General features: G+C 63.7%; 18 protein-coding genes and 1 pseudogene. All 19 read left to right on the forward strand.

The window, feature by feature from the left end; genetic code table 11:
- Window positions 1-44: 44 nt before the first annotated feature.
- The 19 genes and pseudogenes from NKH97_RS22155 (at window position 45) to NKH97_RS22245 (ending at window position 21,132) form a co-directional block, all read left to right on the forward strand.
- Complete coding sequence (locus NKH97_RS22155) at window positions 45-1,334, forward strand: cytochrome P450 (RefSeq protein WP_352798784.1); 1,290 nt, start codon at window positions 45-47, stop codon at window positions 1,332-1,334.
- A 1-nt stretch (window position 1,335) separates the two neighbouring features.
- Window positions 1,336-1,461: pseudogene (locus tag NKH97_RS22160) on the forward strand (ferredoxin); the annotation flags it as partial.
- Window positions 1,462-1,629: 168 nt separating this feature from the next.
- Complete coding sequence (locus tag NKH97_RS22165; RefSeq protein ID WP_352798809.1) at window positions 1,630-2,472, forward strand: SDR family oxidoreductase; 843 nt, start codon at window positions 1,630-1,632, stop codon at window positions 2,470-2,472.
- Window positions 2,472-3,815 (forward strand): cytochrome P450, encoded by a 1,344-nt coding sequence (locus tag NKH97_RS22170; RefSeq protein ID WP_352798785.1) that lies wholly within the window; start codon window positions 2,472-2,474, stop codon window positions 3,813-3,815. The genes NKH97_RS22165 and NKH97_RS22170 overlap by 1 nt, the downstream gene beginning before the upstream one ends.
- Before the next feature lie 142 nt (window positions 3,816-3,957).
- Window positions 3,958-4,944: a polyprenyl synthetase family protein gene (locus NKH97_RS22175; RefSeq protein ID WP_352798786.1), complete on the forward strand. Its 987-nt coding sequence runs from the start codon at window positions 3,958-3,960 to the stop codon at window positions 4,942-4,944.
- 174 nt (window positions 4,945-5,118) lie between these two features.
- Entirely contained in the window at window positions 5,119-6,636 is a 1,518-nt protein-coding gene (locus NKH97_RS22180; protein WP_502897087.1) for a hypothetical protein, read from the forward strand.
- The gene (locus tag NKH97_RS22185) at window positions 6,633-7,535 is read left to right on the forward strand and encodes a terpene synthase family protein (protein WP_352798788.1); all 903 of its coding nucleotides are present in this window, start codon (window positions 6,633-6,635) and stop codon (window positions 7,533-7,535) included. The genes NKH97_RS22180 and NKH97_RS22185 overlap by 4 nt, the downstream gene beginning before the upstream one ends.
- A gap of 28 nt (window positions 7,536-7,563) precedes the next feature.
- The gene (gene fni / locus NKH97_RS22190; protein ID WP_502897088.1) at window positions 7,564-8,667 is read left to right on the forward strand and encodes a type 2 isopentenyl-diphosphate Delta-isomerase; all 1,104 of its coding nucleotides are present in this window, start codon (window positions 7,564-7,566) and stop codon (window positions 8,665-8,667) included.
- Between the two features lie 572 nt (window positions 8,668-9,239).
- On the forward strand, window positions 9,240-9,566 hold the full coding sequence (locus tag NKH97_RS22195; protein ID WP_352798789.1) for a helix-turn-helix domain-containing protein: 327 nt from the start codon (window positions 9,240-9,242) through the stop codon (window positions 9,564-9,566).
- Window positions 9,541-10,797: a type II toxin-antitoxin system HipA family toxin gene (locus NKH97_RS22200; RefSeq protein WP_352798790.1), complete on the forward strand. Its 1,257-nt coding sequence runs from the start codon at window positions 9,541-9,543 to the stop codon at window positions 10,795-10,797. Before NKH97_RS22195 ends, NKH97_RS22200 begins: the two co-directional genes overlap by 26 nt.
- A gap of 478 nt (window positions 10,798-11,275) precedes the next feature.
- Entirely contained in the window at window positions 11,276-12,169 is an 894-nt protein-coding gene (gene nifH / locus NKH97_RS22205) for a nitrogenase iron protein (RefSeq protein WP_023706403.1), read from the forward strand.
- A 98-nt stretch (window positions 12,170-12,267) separates the two neighbouring features.
- Window positions 12,268-13,770 (forward strand): nitrogenase molybdenum-iron protein alpha chain, encoded by a 1,503-nt coding sequence (nifD, locus tag NKH97_RS22210; RefSeq protein WP_352798791.1) that lies wholly within the window; start codon window positions 12,268-12,270, stop codon window positions 13,768-13,770.
- Window positions 13,771-13,896: 126 nt separating this feature from the next.
- Window positions 13,897-15,438, forward strand: coding sequence for a nitrogenase molybdenum-iron protein subunit beta (gene nifK, locus NKH97_RS22215; protein WP_352798792.1), 1,542 nt, complete (start codon window positions 13,897-13,899; stop codon window positions 15,436-15,438).
- A gap of 56 nt (window positions 15,439-15,494) precedes the next feature.
- Complete coding sequence (gene nifE, locus NKH97_RS22220) at window positions 15,495-16,985, forward strand: nitrogenase iron-molybdenum cofactor biosynthesis protein NifE (protein ID WP_352798793.1); 1,491 nt, start codon at window positions 15,495-15,497, stop codon at window positions 16,983-16,985.
- A 9-nt stretch (window positions 16,986-16,994) separates the two neighbouring features.
- Entirely contained in the window at window positions 16,995-18,377 is a 1,383-nt protein-coding gene (nifN, locus tag NKH97_RS22225; protein WP_352798794.1) for a nitrogenase iron-molybdenum cofactor biosynthesis protein NifN, read from the forward strand.
- The gene (gene nifX / locus NKH97_RS22230; RefSeq protein ID WP_352798795.1) at window positions 18,343-18,840 is read left to right on the forward strand and encodes a nitrogen fixation protein NifX; all 498 of its coding nucleotides are present in this window, start codon (window positions 18,343-18,345) and stop codon (window positions 18,838-18,840) included. The genes nifN and nifX overlap by 35 nt, the downstream gene beginning before the upstream one ends.
- Before the next feature lie 17 nt (window positions 18,841-18,857).
- Entirely contained in the window at window positions 18,858-19,337 is a 480-nt protein-coding gene (locus NKH97_RS22235) for a NifX-associated nitrogen fixation protein (RefSeq protein WP_352653334.1), read from the forward strand.
- A 27-nt stretch (window positions 19,338-19,364) separates the two neighbouring features.
- Complete coding sequence (locus NKH97_RS22240) at window positions 19,365-20,150, forward strand: response regulator transcription factor (protein ID WP_352798796.1); 786 nt, start codon at window positions 19,365-19,367, stop codon at window positions 20,148-20,150.
- 379 nt (window positions 20,151-20,529) lie between these two features.
- Complete coding sequence (locus tag NKH97_RS22245) at window positions 20,530-21,132, forward strand: universal stress protein (RefSeq protein ID WP_352798797.1); 603 nt, start codon at window positions 20,530-20,532, stop codon at window positions 21,130-21,132.
- Window positions 21,133-21,350 lie beyond the last annotated feature (218 nt).

Raw genomic sequence — 21,350 nt, forward strand, 5'->3', positions numbered from 1 at the left:
CCTGCCGCGCGCCGATCAGATCAGCCAGCCAACAGGTGACCAAGATGGACGTGCAAGAAACCACGGTAGCATGCCGGGACGCCTTCGCCGAACTGGCGTCGCCAGCGTGCATTCAGGACCCGTACCCATTCATGCGGTGGTTGCGCGAGCACGATCCGGTACATCGCGCGGCGTCGGGCCTCTTTCTGTTGAGCCGCCACGCCGACATCTACTGGGCGCTCAAGGCCACGGGCGATGCTTTTCGGGGGCCGGCGCCAGGCGAACTGGCGCGCTATTTCCCGCGGGCGGCGACCAGCCTGTCGCTAAGTTTGCTGGCGTCCACTTTAGCGATGAAGGAACCACCAACGCATACGCGTCTGCGCCGGCTGATCTCGCGCGATTTCACCATCGGCCAGATCGACAAGCTGAGGCCGACCATCGCTCGCATTGTCGCAGCGCGCCTGGACGGCATGGCGCCCGCGCTGGAGCGCGGGGAGGCGGTGAACCTGCATCGGGAATTCGCGCTGGCGTTGCCCATGCTGGTTTTCGGCGAACTGTTCGGCATGCCCCCGGACGACATTCTCGCGCTCGTCACCGGCATCAGCGCCATTCTGGAAGGCCTGAGCCCGCACGCCAGCGATCCGCAGCTCGCCGCGGGGGACGCGGCCAGCGCCAGGGTGCAGGCCTACTTCGGCGACCTCATACAGCGCAAGCGCACCGATTCCCGCCACGACATCGTCTCAATGCTGGTCGGCGCACACGACAACGATGCCGAGACGCTGTCGGATGCGGAGTTGATCAGCATGCTTTGGGGCATGCTGCTGGGCGGCTTCGCCACCACTGCCGCGGCCATCGGCAATGCGATCCTGGCGATGCTGGCGTATCCCGAACAGCGGCACTGGCTGAAGGGAGATGCCGTGGGGGTGAAGGCTTTCGTCGAAGAAGCCCTGCGCTATGACGCGCCCGCCATGTTCAGCTCCATTCCGCGTATCGCCCAGCGCGACATCGAACTGGGCGGCGTGGTGATCCCGAAGAACGCGGACGTGCGCGTGCTGATCGCGGCCGGCAATCGCGACCCGGACGCCTTCGCCGATCCCGATCGCTTCGATCCCGTGCGGTTCTACGGCACCAGTCCTGGCATGTCGATCGACGGGAAGATCATGCTGACCTTCGGCCACGGCATCCACTTCTGCCTTGGTGCGCAACTGGCCCGGGTGCAGTTGGCCGAGAGCCTGCCGCGGATCCATGCGCGCTTCCCCACGCTGGCATTGGCCGAGCAGCCGACCCGGGAGCCCTCCGCGTTCCTTAGGACATTCCGCGCGCTGCCGGTACGGCTGCATGGGCAGGAGGGCTGAGATGCGCGTCGTAGTCGATCAGGATCTGTGCGGAACGACCGGGCAGTGCGTGCTGACGCTGCCGGGCGTCTTTCGCCAGCGCGAACCGGACGGGGTGGCCGAAGTGTGCGTGGCGACGGTCCCGCAGGCGCTGCACGCCGCCGTGCGGCTTGCGGCCAACCAGTGCCCGGTCGCCGCCATTCGTGTCATCGAAAGCGACGCTGGCCATGACGAGCGCGCCAGCGCCGACCCTGCGCCTTCTCCGGTGGAGGCCGAGCGGCATGCTGCGAAAGACCAATGCAATTCAGGAGACACGATGGGACGGTTTGAAGGCAAGGTGGCCGTGGTGACCGGCGCCGGCGCCGGCATCGGCAAGGCATGCGCTCTCGCCATCGCGCGCGGGGGCGGCAGAGTGGTGGTGGCCGACATTGATGGCTCGGCGGCCATCGCCTGCACCGCGCAGATCGCGGCCGAAGCAGGCCACGCGCTGCCCATAGCCATGGATATCGCTGATGAGCAGGCGGTGGCAGCGCTGTTCGAGACGGCGGAGCGGCACTTCGGGGGGGTCGACCTGCTGGTGAACAATGCGAGCGCCGTGCATCTGACCCCGCGCGACCGCGCCATCCTCGACCTGGACCTGGCGGTATGGGATCAGACCATGGCGACCAATCTGCGCGGCACGCTGCTCTGCTGCCGGCAGGCCATCCCACGGATGATCGCCCGCGGCGGTGGCGCGATCGTCAACATGTCGTCGTGCCAAGGGCTCAGCGGTGACACGGCGCAGACGTCCTACGCCGCGTCGAAGGCGGCGATGAACATGCTGTCGGCCTCGCTCGCCACCCAGTACGGTCACTCTCAGATCCGCTGCAACGCGGTTGCGCCGGGTCTTATCATGACCGAGCGTCTCCTCGCCAAGCTGGACGAGTGCATGCAACGGCATCTGCGCCGGCACCAGCTCCTGCCGCGCGTCGGCCGTCCCGAGGACGTTGCCGCACTCGTGGCGTTCCTGCTCTCCGACGATGCTGCGTTCATCACCGGCCAGGTCGTGTGCATCGATGGCGGCATGCTGGCGCATGTGCCGACCTATGCCGACGGTGGCAACAGCTGCGCCGCGCGCCCTGCAGGCGATAGCGAATCGGGGGCGGCGGCGCGCTGCTGATGGACATGCTGCTCAACCCACTCAACCGTCGGCACCGGCTGCGATGCGACATCCCGGTCATGCCTGGCGCTTTCCCCCTGGTCGGGCATCTTCCCGCCATTGTCTGCGACCTGCCGCGCCTGCTGGAGCGCGCAGATCGGACGCTGGGCAGCCACTTCTGGCTGGATTTCGGCCCTGCCGGACATCTGATGACCTGTGTGGATCCGGACGCTTTCTCACTGCTCAAGCACAAGGACGTGTCCTCGGCGCTGATCGAAGAGATCGCGCCCGAATTGCTTGGCGGAACGTTGGTTGCCCTGGACGGCGGCGCGCACCGGCAGGCGCGCGATGCCATCAAGGCAGCGTTCTTGCCCAAGGGACTGACCCAGGCCGGGATCGGCGACCTGTTCGCGCCCGTCATCCAGGCGCGGGTGCAGGCGTGGCGCGCCCGCGGCGAGGTAACCATCCTGCGTGAAACCGGGGACCTGATGCTGAAGCTCATCTTCAGCCTCATGGGAATCCCCCCGCAGGATCTGCCGGGATGGCATCGCAAGTACCGGCAATTGCTGCAGTTGATCGTCGCGCCACCGGTCGACCTGCCCGGATTGCCTTTGCGGCGCGGCCGCGCCGCCCGCGACTGGATCGACGCGCAGTTGCGCCGGTTCGTCCGCGATGCGCGCGCGCATGCCGCGCGCACCGGGCTGATCCACGACATGGTGAGCGCCTTCGACCGCAGCGACGGTCCGCTCTCCGATGATGTCCTGATCGCGAATATTCGCTTGCTGCTGCTTGCCGGTCACGACACCACTGCCTCGACGATGGCCTGGATTGTGATCGAGCTGGCGCGGCAGCCTGTGCTGTGGGACGCCCTGGTCGAGGAGGCGCAACGCGTGGGCGCGGTGCCGACCCGGCACGCGGACCTGGCGCAGTGTCCGGTCGCCGAGGCGCTGTTCCGCGAGACACTGCGCCTGCATCCGGCGACCACGCTCCTGCCGCGTCGCGCGCTGCAGGAATTGCAACTCGGCCAACGGCGCATTCCCGCGGGCACCCATCTATGCATCCCGCTGCTGCATTTCTCGACCTCGGCGCTGCTGCACGAGGCGCCTGATCAGTTCCGCCTGGCGCGGTGGCTGCAACGCACGGAGCCGATCCGGCCGGTTGACATGCTGCAGTTCGGTACCGGCCCACACGTCTGCATCGGTTACCATCTGGTATGGCTGGAAATGGTGCAGTTCTGCATCGCCTTGGCGCTGACCATGCACAAGGCCGGGGTGCGGCCGCAGTTGCTGAGCGACGTCGCAAAAGGCCAGCGCTATTACCCGACCGCACACCCGTCCATGGCAATCCGCATAGGCTTCTCATGAGCTGGGCACGCCCTGTGTGGCAAGGCAGCGGCGCCCGCGGGGCGCGGCATTGCTGCACTCAGCGCACGCACTCGTGTGACGCCGGCAACACCGTGACGACTTGCGCTCGTCGTGGCCGTCTCAGCTACAAGGACATCAAAACATGCAGACCGGTTCCACTCCACGCGACCGAATCGGCGTTTCCGCATCCGGATTGGGCGCGCAGGCGCGCGGCGGATCTGGCGGCCTGCTCCCGGAGATCTGGATGCAGGACGGCGCAAAGCGGGTCGAACAGGCTCTGGGGCGTCTGCTCTGCGCCGAAGACGACGGTAAGACAGAGCTGATGGCGGCCATGCGCTACGCCACCTTGCATGGCGGGAAGCGCACCCGCGCCTTGCTCTGTCTGGCTGCCGGCGCACTGGCGGGCACGCCGGCGCACATGCTCGACGACGTCTGCGCCGCCATCGAGATGATGCACGCCTGTACCCTGGTCCACGACGACCTGCCCGCGATGGACGACGACGTGCTTCGCCGCGGCCTTCCGACCGTGCACGTAAAGTTCGGCGAAGCCACTGCGATCCTGGTCGGCGATGCGCTGCAGGCCCACGCCTTCCTCACCCTGGCGAGCCTGGATGCGCCGGGCGACAACCGTATCGCGCTCGTGCGCGAACTGGCGCAGGCGGTGTCCGCCGAGGGTGCCGCAGGCGGGCAGGCCATCGATCTGTCGTTGGTCGGAAAGCATGCCGGGCTGGACAGGATCCTGGCGATGCATGGGATGAAAACCGGAGCGCTAGTGCGCGCGTCGGTTCGCATGGGCGCGCTATACTCCATCGCGGACGATGCCGCGCACGCTGCGCTGTATGCTGCGCTCGATCGCTACACCGCCTGTTTCGGCCTGGCGTTGCAGGTGGCCGACGACATTCTCGACGCGACGGCGGATACCGCGACTCTTGGCAAGACCCCCGGCAAGGACGCGGCGGCGCAGAAGCCGACCTGCGCGTCGATCATGGGGCTGCAGGCTGCGCGCCAGTTCGCCCTGTACTTGTTGCACGACGCCGGGGAGGCCATCGCCCCTCTGGGGCCGCGTGCGGAAGGGTTGGCGCAGATGCTGCAGCGGGCCAACCTCTATCTGTCCGCGCCATACGCATGAGCGTGCGCATCCGTAAGGACTCGCCCCTGTGCTGCTGCGATCGGCCGGCGGGCGCTGCATGCTGCACTGTGTCCGTGTCGGCGGCGACGTGCGCGGCGTCTGCCCGTTTCTGTTCGTTAGCCTTCTGCAGAAGGAACATCCCGCGTGAACTTGTCCGAACAAATCCTTTCCGAAATGCGCCACCTGCTGAGCGATATGAGCGACGGCGGCAGTGTCGGTCCGTCCGTCTACGACACGGCGCGAGCTCTGCAGTTCCACGGCAACGTCACCGGTCGGCAGGACGCATACGCGTGGCTCATCGCGCAGCAACAGGCCGATGGCGGATGGGGAAGTGCGGACTTCCCGCTGTTTCGCCATGCGCCTACCTGGGCGGCGTTGCTGGCATTGCAGCGTGCCGATCCTCTTCCTGGCGCTGCCGACGCAGTCCACGCTGCAACCCGGTTCCTCGAGCGCCAGCCCGATCCCTACGCGCATGCGGTGCCGGAAGACGCGCCCATCGGCGCGGAGCTGATCCTGCCGCAGTTGTGCGACGAGGCCGCATCCTTGCTGGGTGGCGTGGCGTTTCCGCGCCACCCGGCGCTGTTGCCGTTGCGGCAAGCACGCCTGGCCAAGCTGGGGGCAGTTGCGACGTTGCCGAGCGGCCATCCATTGCTGCACTCCTGGGAAGCCTGGGGGACGTCGCCGGCCACCGCATGCCCGGACGACGACGGCAGCATTGGCATCAGTCCAGCGGCCACCGCCGCGTGGCGTGCGCACGCCGTGACACAGGGAAGAACGCCGCACGTCGGGCGCACCGACGGGTATCTGCAGGCTGCATCGCGGGCAACGCGCACCGGCATTGAAGGTGTCGTTCCCAACGTCTGGCCGATCAATGTGTTCGAGCCATGCTGGTCGCTGTACACCCTGCATCTGGCCGGTCTGTTCGCGCATCCCGCGCTCGCCGAGGCGGTGCAAGTGATCATCGCGCAACTCGACGCCCGCCTCGGAGTCCGCGGTCTGGGCCCTGCCTTGCACTTCGCGGCCGATGCGGACGACACCGCCGTTGCGTTGTGCGTCCTTCGCCTTGCAGGCCGCGACCCGGCGGCCGACGGGTTGCGCCAGTTCGAAACCGGCGAGCTGTTCGTCACCTTCCCGGGCGAGCGCAATGCCTCGGTGTCGACCAACATCCATGCCCTGCATGCGTTGCGAATCTTGGGAAAACCCGCGGCCGGCACCGGCGCCTACGTCCAGGCCAATCGCAACGCCCACGGTGTATGGGACAACGAAAAATGGCACGTTTCGTGGCTTTATCCCACCGCGCATGCGGTCGCTGCGTTCGCGCAAGGCAAGCCTCAGTGGCGCGACGAGCGCGCGCTGGCCGGGCTGCTGCGGACGCAGCGCGACGACGGCGGCTGGGGCGCCGGTTGCGCGTCCACATTCGAGGAAACCGCCTATGCGCTGTTCGCGTTGCACGTGATGGACGGGAGCGAAGAGCCGGAAGGGCGCCGGCGCATCGCGCAGGCGGTAGGGCGTGCGCTGAAGTGGATGCTCGCCCGCCACGCGGCGCATGAATTGCCCCAGACGCCGCTGTGGATCGGAAAGGAACTGTATTGCCCCACTCGGGTGGTGCGCGTGGCCGAACTCGCCGGGTTGTGGCTGGCGCTTCGTTGGGGGCGGCGCGTCTCGGCCGAGGGAGCAGGAGCGGGGCCATGATCCCGACCGATCGCGCCCTGCAGCACGTGCTGGAGTGGGGGCGTTCCCTGACTGGGTTCGCCGACGAGCATGCTGTGGAAGCAGTCCGGGGCGGCCAGTACATCCTGCAGCGCATCCATCCGAGCCTGCGCGACGCCAGCGCCCGCACCGGCCGCGATCCGCTCGACGAAACGCTGATCGTGGCGTTCTATCGCGAACTGGCGCTGCTCTTCTGGCTCGACGATTGCAACGACCTTGGCCTGATCGCGCCGGAGCAGCTCGCCGCGGTGGAGCAGGCGCTGGGGCAAGGTGTGCCGTGCGCGCTTCCCGGATTCGAGGGCTGTGCTGTGCTGCGCGCTTCGCTCGCCGCGCTCGCCTACGATCGTCGCGACTATGCTCAGCTTCTCCACGATACCCGGTGCTACTGCGCGGCGCTGCGCGCCGGACACGCGCAGGCGGCAGGGGCGCAGCGCTGGTCCTACGCCGAGTACTTGCAGAACGGCGTGGATTCGATCGCGTACACGAACGTGTTCTGTTGCCTGTCCTTGCTGTGGGGGCTGGACATGGCGACCTTGCGCGCGCATCCGGCGTTTCGCCAAGCCCTGCGGCTCATATCCGCAATAGGGCGCTTGCAGAACGATCTGCATGGACGCGAAAAGGATAGATCGGCCGGCGAGGCCGACAACGCGGCGATCCTGCTGCTGCAGCGGTATCCAAGCATGCCTGTGGTGGAGTTCCTCAAGGACGAGTTGGCTGGCCACACACGCATGCTGCACCGGGTGATGGCGGAAGAACGTTTTCCCGCGCCGTGGGGACCGTTGATCGAGGCCATGGCGGCAGTCCGCGCGCAGTACTACGAGACCTCGACCAGCCGCTACCGCAGCGACGCTGCGGGCGCAGGCCAGCGTGCGCCGGCCTGAACGCGGGGGAAACGGCGGCGTGAGCGCGCTGCCGTCGGTCCGGCCCGACGCAACGCCGTCGCCCGATGCGGCGGAAGGAGCGAGCATCAGCGACACCAAGCTGAGCCGGCGCAAGGACGACCACCTGGACATCGTGCTGGATCGGCGAACGGCACGGGCCAAGGCCGCTGGCTGGGAGTACATTCGTTTCGAACACTGCGCATTGCCCGAGTTGGACCTGACGCGGATCGACCTCAGCGCCTCGCTGCTGGGCAAGACCATGCGCGCGCCTCTGCTGATCAGCTCCATGACCGGCGGCATGCCACGCGCTGAGGCCATTAACCGGCATCTGAGCGAGGCAGCGCAAGTCTTGGGGATCGCCATGTGCGTCGGTTCGCAGCGCGTGAGCCTGCAATCCCGCAACTCCCAGGGGCTGACGCGCGCGCTGCGCCGCCTGGCCCCAGACGTTCCCTTGCTGGCCAATATCGGCGCTGCGCAACTGCGCGAGGCCGACGGCCTGGACCTCGCGCGCGGGGCGGTGGATGCACTGGAGGCCGATGGACTCATCGTCCATCTCAATCCGCTGCAGGAAGCAGTACAGCCGGAGGGCGACCGCGACTGGCGCGGCGTCCTGGCGCAGATCGCTCGCGCCGCGCGCAGCGTCGGCGTGCCGATCGTGGCCAAGGAAGTGGGGTCGGGCCTGTCCGCCTCGGTGGCCTGTGCGCTCGTCGAGGCGGGCGTGGCGGTGATCGATGTCGCCGGCGCCGGCGGCACCAACTGGGCCGCGGTGGAGGGCGAGCGCGCCCCCGATGCCGCCGACCGCGCAGTGGCAATGGCATTCGCGGATTGGGGGATTGCAACCCCGGCCAGCGTGCAGGCGGTACGTCGGGCGCTGCCAGCGGTGAAGCTGATCGCGTCGGGCGGGATCAGCGACGGCGTCGACGCGGCCAAGGCTATCCGCCTGGGCGCGGACATCGCCGGGCAGGCAGCCGGCGTGCTGCGCGCGGCTACGGTATCCACCGAGGCGGTTGTCGCGCATTTCGAGATCGTCATCCGCCAGTTGGCCGTCGCCTGCTTCTGCACCGGCTCGGCTGATCTGGCGTCGTTGCGTCAGGCCCGCTTGTTGCCCTCGGCGCATCTGCCCGCCGGTTGATTGCCGCCGTCGCGCGCCCGTGGCGGCGGGAGCCTAGTCTTCAGATAGTCTCGGAAGCGGGGGAATCGCGCTGTGTTCGGGTGCTGCTTCGTGATCGGGGAGGCACCCCGCCATGCCCCGAACGGACAGCCGAGAGTAAAGCGGTATTCGACGGCTAAGTCGATGCTTGATCAGGGTGACCGGTCACGCAGAGCGAGAAGCCCCTAAAAGGGTCGGAACACCAGGTGCGGCGGGAGACCGGCAGGAGCAGATGGTACAAAGCCATTGCGATCAAGGAGTGGCGATCACATTGACCCCCAGTCAGCGCGGCCGGCCGTATGAACGAGAAGAGACGAGCGATTTCAGCCGCCGGACCCCTTGATTTAACATTCCGATGATTTCGGAGCGCTGATCGGGCGTCAGCTTCGGACGGCGTCCACCGTCGGGGGCGCCAAAAGGCAGGATGATTGATCTTTTTACGTATCATTTGTCTGATGCATGATACGCGAACAGATCCTAACACGTTGACTCGATCGCTAGATAAGATACTCTGCCATATCATCTAGCATTGGAATGGATCGTTTACATATCATATGGACCCTCAATCGGAAATTCTACGGGAAATCGGTGGGCTTTTCAGGCAGGCGAGGCTTGCCGCTGCGATGACGCAAGAGCAGGTCGCTGATTTGGCGGGTATATCCCGTCCCCGATATCGCGACATCGAAAAGGGAGCCGCAGCCGCGCGTGCGACGACGCTCATGAATACCGCTCGCGCGCTCGGTCTGGAAATGATGCTGGTTCCGCAAGTCATGGTGCCGGCTGTCCAGGCTCTATTGCGTCCGCATGATGATGACGATCGACCCGCCTTTGTTTCTCAACCTGACGATGACGATCATGCCTCCAGTCTTTCGCGCACCTAAGACGATCCCGTCGCTGGACGTGCTCTTGAACGCAGTGAAGATCGGCACAATCGTCAGGACGCCGGGCGATTTCAATGCATTCAACTTCGATGAGGCCTACCGCGCGACGGGCGGCTTTCCGGTTCTCAGCCTGTCGTTCCGGGCAGCGACGGGAGGATTGCGGAAAGATCCCAAGCCTCTGGCAAGCGCCTTGCCCGCTTTCTTCGCGAACCTCCTGCCGGAGGAGAAACTGCGGGAGGCGATGGAAAGGCACCACGAAGGCAATGTGCGGCCAGGCAATGACTTCGATCTTTTAGCGGCGCTGGGCGCCGATCTGCCGGGAGCCGTACGGGCGTTGCCCAGTGACGGCGCGATAGCGGTGTCACAGGATGCTTCAAAGGATAAGCCCAAGGCACGGTTCTCGCTTGCCGGCGTGCAGATGAAACTGTCGGTCATGAAGAACACTGGAAAAGGCGGCGGCCTTACCTTGCCGATGGACGACGAGCAGGGCCGGTACATCGCCAAGTTCCCGTCGACGGCCTTTCCGGACGTTTCCGAGAACGAATTCGCCAACCTGGCGCTGGCAGCAGCAATCGGCATGCAGGTTCCTGAATGCGAACTGGTCGAGAAGTCCGATTTTGAGGGCGTTCCCGAAGAATTCAATACGCTGTCGGAAGGCAAGTTCCTTCTCGTCAAACGCTTCGATCGCGGCGCCGGTGGCGAGAGGATACACATCGAGGATTTCGCTCAGGTCTTCGGTGTCTACCCCTCGCGCAAATATGAGGGGGCTGCTTATCACGACATAGCCTTGGCTCTTGGCGTGGCCGTCTCGCCTACGGCGGCTCTCGAGTTCGTCCGCCGCCTGGCACTGACCGTCATCACCGGCAATGGCGACATGCACCTGAAAAACTGGTCTTTGATCTATCCCGCTAACGGCGACAAGCCGGCGCTTGCACCAATCTACGACCTCCTATCCACCGTGCCATATATTCCCGCCGACGCCATGGCGCTGTCGCTTGGAGGAGAGCGCTCGTTCAAGGCGCTGGCAGCACCGCGATGGAAAGCATTTGCGAACCGTGCACGGCTTCCGGAGCCAGCAGTCCTGAAGGCAGTGGTCGAGACGGTCAAACTCGTCAACGAGTACTGGTGGCGTCTGCCTGAGCGCGACGTTGTCGCAGCGAAAGTGCTCGAGCGGATCGACGAACATGTGAAGGCGATGACGCCGATACTGAACTCCTGTGCCGACAAGTGAGCCGAGACCCCCGAATTGCTGATATAGCGGGACCATCCGCCTGTGGCACCGGATGAGTGGCCGCGGACCGATGGTATGCCAGCGTCGCGCGCAGGATTCTACGCAGTCTCGACGAGGACACGCGAGACGAAGCACGTCAGCTCGCTGGCACAGAAAGTTTCGCAGCTTCCCGCAAGTAGGTTGAGATGCTGTTCGTCCACTTCAATATAACGACGCGGTGCAAACGAATTCGGTGACTGAGGATCGCGATCCGACGCTTTGTGTCGCCAATGTCGCGTCCGCTACACGGGCTGTTCCGACGATCCTTTCTTGGAACTCAAGCTAAACCCCTGAAAAGCAACCATGAAATTATTCTTCGGTTGGATCAGCCAAATTGGCATGAGTCTTGAGATCCTTAGGTGCGAGGCGGCTACAGCTGCCCGACCGGCATTCAAGTCGCGGCAGCCGCGATGAATGGGAACGAAGGAAGGAAAGCTACATGTCAGGTTTGCGTCAGATCGCCTTTTACGGCAAGGGCGGCATCGGCAAGTCCACCACCTCCCAAAATACGCTCGCCGCCCTGGTCGACCTCGGGCAGAGAATCCTCATTGTCGGCTGCGACCCCAAAGCCGACTCCACCCGCCTGATCCTGAACGCGAAGGCGCAGGATACGGTCCTGCATCTCGCGGCAGAGGAAGGTTCGGTGGAAGACCTGGAACTCGCGGACGTGCTCAAGGTCGGCTACAAAGGCATCAAATGCGTGGAGTCGGGCGGACCCGAGCCAGGTGTCGGCTGCGCCGGCCGCGGCGTGATCACCTCGATCAACTTCCTCGAGGAGAACGGCGCCTACGACGATGTCGACTATGTCTCCTACGACGTGCTCGGGGATGTGGTGTGTGGCGGTTTCGCGATGCCGATCCGCGAGAACAAGGCCCAGGAAATCTATATCGTCATGTCCGGCGAGATGATGGCGCTCTATGCCGCCAACAACATCGCCAAGGGCATCCTGAAATACGCCCATTCGGGCGGCGTGCGGCTCGGCGGCCTGATCTGCAACGAGCGCCAAACCGATCGCGAGCTCGACCTCGCCGAAGCGCTGGCTTCCAGGCTCAATTCCAAGCTTATCCACTTCGTGCCGCGCGACAACATCGTCCAGCACGCCGAGCTCAGGAAGATGTCTGTCATTCAGTATGCGCCGGACTCCAAGCAGGCCGGGGAATACAGGGCGCTGGCCGAGAAGATCCACGGGAATTCGGGCCAGGGCACCATCCCCACCCCAATCACCATGGAGGAGCTCGAGGACATGCTGCTCGACTTCGGCATCATGAAGACGGACGAGCAGATGCTTGCCGAGCTTCAGGTCAAGGAAGCGGCTAAGGCGGCCGCACAGTAGCGACCGCTGCCGACATGAGGCGCCGCCTGACCTGGTGCGTCTTTCAAAGAACGGCGCCTCGTCGGTGAGGCGTCACCCTGAACCTTGAAAGGGGTCCCATGAGCCTGGAATACGAGAATGACGGTGGCCTCCATGCGAGGCTTATCGAGGAAGTGCTGTCGCAATATCCTGACAAGTCGGCGAAGCGCCGCAAAAAGCACCTCAGCGTCGCAAGGAGCGGCGACGAGGCTGGCGAGGAAAGCGAGGTCCTTTCCGAATGCGAGGTCAAATCGAACATCAAGTCCATCCCCGGCGTGATGACGATTCGCGGCTGCGCGTATGCCGGCTCGAAAGGCGTGGTGTGGGGTCCAGTCAAGGATATGGTCCATATCTCCCACGGCCCGGTCGGCTGCGGACAATATTCCTGGTCGCAACGCCGAAACTACTACGTCGGCACGACCGGCATCGACACATTCGTCACGATGCAGTTCACCTCCGATTTCCAGGAGAAGGACATTGTTTTCGGCGGCGACAAGAAGCTGGAACGGATCATCGACGAGATCGAGGAACTGTTTCCGCTGAACAAGGGCATGACTGTGCAATCCGAATGCCCGATCGGGCTGATTGGCGACGACACCGAAGCTGTGTCCCGCAACAAGGCCAAGGAGCACGAGAAGACAATCGTGCCGGTGCGCTGCGAGGGCTTCCGCGGCGTCTCGCAATCCCTCGGCCACCACATCGCCAACGACGCGATCCGCGACTGGGTGTTCGAGAAGAAGGACATCGAGTTCGAGGCTGGCCCGTACGATGTCAATGTGGTCGGCGACTATAATATCGGCGGCGACGCCTGGGCTTCGCGCATCCTGCTCGAGGAGATGGGTCTGCGCGTGGTCGGCAACTGGTCGGGCGACGCTACGCTGGCCGAAATAGAGCGAGCGCCAAAGGCGAAGCTAAATCTCATCCATTGCTACAGGTCGATGAACTACATCTGCCGGCACATGGAGGAAAAGTATGGCATCGCCTGGATGGAGTACAATTTCTTCGGCCCCTCCCAGACCGAAGCCTCTCTGCGCAAGATAGCCAAGCACTTCGGGCCGGAAATCGAGGCCAAGGCCGAGGTGGTCATCGCCAAATACCGGCCGTTGGTCGATGCCGTAATCGCCAAGTACCGGCCGCGCCTCGAAGGCAGGACGGTGATGCTCTATGTCGGCGGGCTGCGCCCCCGTCACGTCGTCACGGCATATGAGGACCTGGGCATGGTGATCGTCGGCACTGGCTACGAATTTGGCCATAACGACGACTATCAGCGCACCGGCCATTACGTGAAGAAGGGCACCCTGATCTATGACGACGTGACTGGTTACGAGCTGGAGAAGTTCATCGAAGGGATCCGTCCTGATCTCGTGGGCTCCGGCATCAAAGAAAAGTACCCGGTCCAGAAGATGGGCATACCGTTCCGTCAAATGCATTCCTGGGATTATTCCGGCCCGTATCACGGCTACGACGGCTTCGCCATCTTCGCCCGCGATATGGATCTGGCCATCAACAACCCGGTCTGGAACCTCTACGACGCCCCCTGGAAGAAAAAAGCCGAGCCGTCGGCGGCGATCGCAGCCGAATGAAAACCTGGCCTCCCGGAAGCCGGGAGGCCGTGAACGCCTGTGGCCTTTGTCCGCGGGAGACCTGAAAACGTTTCGACGTCCCTGTGCCGCCGTATGGCGGGCCAGGTGGAAAAGAGGTAACCACCCATGCCGCAGTCGGCTGAAAAAGTTCTCGACCACGCGCCCCTGTTCCGCGAGCCGGAATACAGGCAGATGCTCGCCGAGAAGAGGCTGAATTTCGAATGTCCTCACCCGGACCAGATCGTTACCGACCAAGGCGAATTCACCAAGACGTGGGAATACCGCGAAAAGAACCTTGCTCGCGAAGCCCTTGTCGTGAACCCCGCCAAGGCCTGCCAGCCGCTCGGCGCGGTGTTCGCGGCCGCAGGCTTCGAGCGAACCATGTCCTTCGTCCACGGCAGCCAGGGCTGCGTGGCCTACTACCGCTCGCACCTGTCGCGCCATTTCAAGGAGCCTGCTTCGGCAGTTTCCTCCTCGATGACCGAGGACGCGGCAGTGTTCGGTGGCCTGAAGAACCTGGTCGATGGGCTCGCCAACACGTACCAACTTTACGACCCGAAGATGATCGCCGTCTCCACCACTTGTATGGCGGAAGTCATTGGCGACGACCTGCACAGCTTCATCGAGAACGCCAAGGACGAAGGCTCGGTCCCGCGCGACTTCGACGTCCCCTTCGCCCATACGCCGGCCTTCGTCGGCAGTCACGTCGATGGCTACGACGTCACGCTCAAGGGGATTTTGGAGCATTTCTGGAAGGGCGAGGAGCGAACGGAAGCCGAGGGAACCATCAACATCATTCCGGGCTTCGACGGGTTCTGTGTCGGCAACAACCGGGAACTCAAGCGCCTGCTCGATCTGATAGGCGTGTCCTATACCTTCATCCAAGACGCCTCTGACCAGTTCGACACGCCGTCGGACGGCGAATACCGCATGTACGACGGCGGCACCAAGATCGAAGACGTGAGGAAGGCGCTCAACGCCGAGGCGACACTTTCGCTACAGCATTACAACACCCGAAAAACACTGGAGTATTGCGAGGGGGTAGGGCAGGCGACTGCCTCGTTTCATTACCCGCTTGGAGTCCAGGCGACCGACGACTTGCTGATGGAGGTCTCCGCGATTTCCGGCAAGCAAATCCCCGAGGCAATCCGCCTGGAGCGCGGCCGACTTGTTGACGCCATGGCGGACAGCCAATCCTGGCTGCACGGTAAGAAATACGCCATCTACGGCGATCCGGACTTTGTCTATGCCATGGCCCGCTTCATCATGGAGACGGGCGGCGAGCCCACCCATTGCCTCGCCACCAACGGCACCTCGGCATGGGAAGCGGAGTTGAAGGCGCTGCTTGCATCATCGCCCTTCGGCAACGGTGCTCAAGTCTGGGCGGGCAAGGACCTCTGGGCGATGCGCTCGCTGCTCTTCACCGAGCCGGTGGACCTGCTGATCGGCAACTCCTATGGCAAGTATCTGGAGCGCGACACGGGCACGCCGCTGATCCGGCTGACGTTTCCGATCTTCGACCGCCACCATCACCATCGGTTTGCGCTTATGGGCTACCAAGGCGGGTTGCGCGTCCTGACGACGATCCTCGACAAGATCTTCGACAAGCTCGATCGCGAGACAAGCGAGACGGGCGTGACGGACTATTCGTATGACCTCACCCGCTAAGCGTGACGGTCGGCTTTAGCCGGTCGTCTTCCCGAGGGACTTTGGAGACCGACGCAATGTCCTTGCTCAGAGCCAAAATCCAGGATGTCTTCAACGAGCCTGCCTGCGAAAAGAACCGCGGCAAGGATGCCAGGGCGCGCAAGGAGGGCTGTTCGAAGCCACTGACCCCCGGGGCGGCGGCCGGCGGCTGTGCCTTCGATGGCGCCAAGATCGTGCTGCAGCCGATCACCGACGTTGCGCATTTGATCCATGCGCCGCTCGCCTGCGAGGGCAATTCCTGGGACAACCGCGGTGCGGCTTCGTCCGGGCCAACGCTGTGGCGCACAAGCTTCACGACCGACCTCACCGAACTCGATGTTGTGATGGGGCGGGGCGAGCGGAAGCTTTTCAAAGCGATCCGCGAGATCAAGGAAGCGTATGGGCCGCCGGCGATCTTCGTCTATTCGACCTGCGTGACGGCGCTGATCGGCGACGACATCGAGGCTGTCTGCAAGCGCGCGGCGGAAAAGTTCGGCTTGGCCGTTGTGTCGGTCAATGCGCCGGGCTTCGTCGGCTCCAAGAATCTCGGCAACAAGCTTGCCGGCGAGGCGTTGCTCGAGCATGTCATCGGCACGGTCGAGCCCGACGATGCCGGCCCTTACGACATCAACATTCTTGGCGAATTCAACCTCTCGGGCGAATTCTGGCTGGTGAAACCGCTCCTTGATCGGCTAGGGATCCGGGTGCGCGCCTGCATTCCGGGTGACGCACGTTACCTCGACATTGCCGGCGCGCACCGCGCCCGGGCGGCTATGATGGTGTGCTCGACCGCGCTCATCAATCTGGCCCGCAAGATGGAGCAGCGCTGGGGCATCCCGTTTTTCGAGGGCTCCTTCTACGGCATCACCGATACCTCGGATGCACTCCGGAACATAGCTGAGCTGCTCGTCAAGCAGGGTGCTGATCCGGAGATCCTCGGCCGCACCGAGGTATTGATTGCAGAGGAAGAGGCGATCGCCTGGAAGAAGCTAGCCGCCTACCGGCCGCGGCTCGAAGGCAAGCGCGTGATGCTCAACACCGGCGGCGTGAAGTCCTGGTCGGTCGTACATGCGCTGATGGAGATCGGCATCGAGATCGTCGGCACCTCTGTCAAGAAGTCGACCGTCGAAGACAAGGAGCGCATCAAGCAGATCCTCAAGGACGACAACCACATGTTCGAGCAGATGGCTCCGCGCGAGCTTCACGCCATGCTCTCGGAACACAAGGCCGATATCATGCTGTCGGGCGGGCGCACGCAGTTCATCGCCCTGAAGGCCAAGACACCCTGGCTCGATATCAACCAGGAGCGCCAACATCCTTACGCCGGCTATCACGGCATGGTGGAGCTCGTACGCCAGATCGACCTCGCTATTCATAACCCGATCTGGCGCCAGGTGCGGGAACCGGCACCATGGGATTGCCAGCCTGCGGTGAGGCAGGAACTGCCGCGCACGAAAAGCGAGACCGCGACCTTGCATGTTGTCCAGGAATTTGCCGGCACGACGGCCGGTGATTTCGGCGAGTGTTGAGGAGAGCCGATGGTCCGCATCCTTCCCCAGACCAAAGCGGCGGCGGTCAATCCGCTGAAGTCATCGCAGCCCTTGGGTGCCGCCTTGGCCTTTCTTGGCGTCGACGGCGCGATGCCGTTGTTCCACGGCAGCCAGGGGTGCACCAGCTTCGCGCTCGTGCTCTTCGTGCGGCATTTCAAGGAAGCCATCCCCCTGCAGACAACGGCGATGGACGAGGTGGCGACGATCCTCGGCGGGGCAGACCATCTGGAAGAGGCGATCCTCAACCTGAAGGCCCGCACAAAGCCCACACTGATCGGGGTCTGCACGACGGCGCTGGTGGAAACCCGGGGCGAAGACTGCGCAGGCGATATCGCCAATATCAGGCTGAAGCGCAGGGAAGAACTCGCGGGTACGGAGGTGGTGCTAGCCAACACACCGGATTTCGATGGCGCGATCGAAGAGGGCTGGGCCAAGGCTGTCACCGCGATGATCGAAAGGATTACGCGGCCCGGCGAGCAGGCGCGGCAGTCGAAGAAGATCGTGATCCTGCCTGGCTGGAACCTCACTGTGGCTGATATCGAGCATTTGCGTGAGATGGTTGAAAGCTTTGGACTGAAGCCGGTGATTCTGCCGGACGTCTCCGGCTCGCTCGACGGTACGGTGCCCGACCGCTGGGTCACGACCACCTATGGCGGCACCAGTGTCGAGGATATCCGTGAGCTTGGCACGGCCGAGCAATGCATCGTCATCGGTGAGCATATGCGCCGCCCGGCCGAGCTGCTGCAGAGGTTGACCGGCGTGCCTTACGTGCTGTTCCGGTCGCTGACTGGACTGAAGGACGCCGACCGGTTCGTCTCGCTGCTGTCCGCAGTTTCGGGCGCGGCAGCGCCGGCTGGGGTGCGCCGTCGCCGGGCGCAGTTGCAGGACGCGTTGCTCGACGGACATTTCCATTTTGGAGGCAAGAAAATTGCGATCGCTGCTGAACCAGACCAACTCTACCAACTCGCGAGCTTCTTCATCGGCATGGGCTCCGAAATCGCGGCGGCGGTCACCACGACCGACATGTCAAAAATTTTGGAGGAAGTACCGGCGCAGTCGGTTCAAATCGGCGATCTCGGCGATTTGGAAGCTCTTGGCGCCGGCGCTGATCTTCTCGTCACTCATTCCCACGGTCGCCAGGCGGCGCAGCGCCTCGGCATTCCGCTCATGCGGGTCGGCTTCCCGATCTTCGACCGGCTCGGCAGCCAGCACAAGCTCACAATCCTCTACCAGGGGACCCGCGACCTGATCTTCGAGGTTGCCAACATTTTTGAAGCCAACCGGCACGCGCCGACGCCTGAGGCGCTTGATCCACTCCGTAAGCGAGAAATGTCAGATGAGCTCCGTTCGTCGCCTTTCGCTCGTCACTGACGAGGTTCACGCACCGACGCAAGAACGCCAAGCCGGCGCATTGCGCGTGGCGATCGCCACGCAGGACATGAAGAGCCTCAACGCCCATTTCGGTTCGGCCAGATGCTTTGTTGTCTACGACGTGGGACGCGAGGAGTGGAATCTCGTCGAGGCCGTGGCCTTCGATGACGTTTCCGACGAGAGCGGGAAGCACCGAACTGGGGGCGATGACCGCATCACCCCGAAGGTGGAGGCGCTGAAGGGCTGTCATCTCCTGTTTTGTCTGGCGATCGGCGGACCTTCGGCAGCCAAACTTGTTTCCGCAAAGATCCATCCGGTCAAAGTGCCGCAGCCCGAGACCATCCAAGAGGTGCTGTTGCGCACGCAGATGATGCTCAGGACGTGTCCTCCCCCTTGGCTGCGCAAGGTGCTGGCGCAGGCAGGTGTCGCTGAACAGAAACCCTCCTTCGAGGACGAGGGCTGAAATGAGGAGTAGCCGAAATGTTTGAAGCCGCTGTTAGCCCTGCCGCCACCGAGGACGAGGCGGCCCTTGCCACCCCGTTCGTCAAATGCCTCGTGCGGTTGATCCGTGCCAATGATTCCCACGGGTCATGGGAAGGCAAATCGGACGCCGAGCTGCTGGGCGACTTCATCATCACCAGGGAACAGCGCCGTGCAATTCCAATCATCGGCGATCCCGATCCGGACGTGCTGTGGAGGCTCGATAAGTTCTACACCGCCGTCGGGCTTGCGATTGAGGAGCGCACGGGCCTGATGGCATCGCCGATGATGGAGATGAGCCATGAGGGCTTCGGGCGCGTGCTCTTCACAGCCGGGCGGTTGGTCGTTCTGTCAAAGACCCTGCGCGACGTCCACCGGTTCGGTTTCGAGACGTTCTGGAAGCTCGCCGCGGCCGGTACCAAACTGGCCGGCGATGCCACCGCAGCCATTGAGGCTCATCCCGAGGTGGCGCGGGCGTGATGCAACCGACTTTCGATCGAGGGGATCATGTCAGGTCTTGAGGACATGCGGTGGCCAGCCCTCTCAATTGAGGCGGTCCAGGCCGATGTGGTTCTTGGGGTAGCGCTGATGAAGCCAGGGGTACTGATCTGTTCGCAAGATGCGGAGTTGTATCTGTACTACAGCCACATTCTGGGGGTGGATGGCTTCAGGATTGAACTGGCCAGAAGCGTGGAGGAAGCGCTGGCATTAGCCAGTGAACGGGAGCCGCAGGCCGTGGTGCTGGACTGCCAGCCGGCAAGCTCGACAGGGTCTACCATCTGTGCCCAGCTCAAGGCGGAGTTCCGGAACAGAGGCCTGCTGGTTATTGCGCTGATCGCGCCCGGCGCCGAAAACCAGCAGCTCGATCTCTTGAAGGCAGGTATTGACGAGAGCTTTGTGCGGCCCTTCACGCCGGCGATGCTGCTCGACTATCTACGCACGAAGCTGGCGCTACCGAAGCCGGGTTCAAACGGGATCGAAAATGGCAGCTGGCTCTGCTGCGGCAGCCTTGAGATGAAGCTCGATGCCCACCGAGTTCGCGGCAATGGCCACGACATCCACCTCGGACCTCTCGAATTCAACCTGCTGCGGCAATTTCTTGAGGCTCCCGGCAAGGTCTTCAGCCGAGACGAGCTGATCGACGCGGCCTGGCCGGACAACATCCATGTCGGTGAACGCACTGTCGACGTCCATATCAGCCGGATCAGAAAGGCGCTGAAGGCGGCCTCGCCAGGTAGCGTCATTCGTACTGTCAGGTCTGCCGGCTACTCGCTCGAGAAGCTGGACGACTGAATCGCGAACGGATGGTGTGCCACTCTCCGTCTTCGTTCGAAGGCAAGTCTTGCGGTTCGAAACGCGCTACGGGCCCGACATCTCAGGGGGAAGCAGTCAGATGGCCTTCAAGAAAATACTCAGTGTGACGGGAGCTGACCATTCCGATCAGGACGTCGCAATAGCTGCTCGCTTGTGCGCCGAGGTCGGCGCGTATCTTTCCGTACTAATTATATCGCCTCCGCCACTCCTGATGTCGCCTCTGCTTATTGGGTCCCCTCCGCCTTTGGGCGGTGGCATCCCCGAGTGGTCTAGACATCGCACACACCACATTGCCGCACCGGAACAATTTTCACAGGAGATGGCCAACCTGGAAAAGACATGCAGGGAAATTCACAAAGTGCTGAGAGCCACGTGGCGCTGCTATGATGTCGACACCGAACACTGCGACAAGGCTGGCGTCGGTGACGCGGTGCGACAGCGGGCGCTCTGCACCGACCTGACAATCGTCGGCCCCGCACTTCTCAACGAGACCAGTCTCGGACCCCTTGTTATCAACGGCAGCTTGTTCGACACCGGAAAGCCGGTACTTGTCGTACCGGAGGGCGCTGAGGCTACTCTGTCTCCACGGCGCGTGCTGGTCGGCTGGGATTCGCGAGTCGAGGCGTCCCGTTCGATTCGAGAAGCGCTGCATCTGCTAGCCGGTGCTGAGGAAGTTCGTGTCGCAGTCGTCGATCCGGAGGCGACCTGCACCGGAAACGGCGCCGAGCCGGGAGCCGACATCGCTGCCTATCTCACTCGGCACGGTGCTCGGGTTTGGGTCGACCGGCTGGCGAGCCGCGGCAAACCGGTGCCCACGGTGCTAGCGCAGCACGCAGTCGACACGTCTGCCGACGTGATCGTCATGGGCGCTTATGGCAGCCGCTGGTTGCGCGAGCGGCTCTCCGGTAGCGTGATAAGATGGATAGTTGGCACGCCTTTGCCGCTGTTTTTGGCCCGCTGACGGGTTCTGAAGTAGCCACCGATGCTGTTCAAAGCGCCGCTGGTCACCTACCCTGATACCAAGTCGGAGGAAGGTCGCCGCAAACGAGCAGGTTTCGCGAAGCTCATGAGCAACTTGCAAGCGCCGTCGCGAAGACATTCCCCGGACGCCTCTAACGCGCGCTCGGGGTCTGCTCGTCGCGTAACGCGCAGACCGACGGCCGGGCCGAGGCCGTCCTC

The organism is Mesorhizobium sp. M0870 (assembly GCF_040319775.1).
GTDB lineage: Bacteria > Pseudomonadota > Alphaproteobacteria > Rhizobiales > Rhizobiaceae > Mesorhizobium.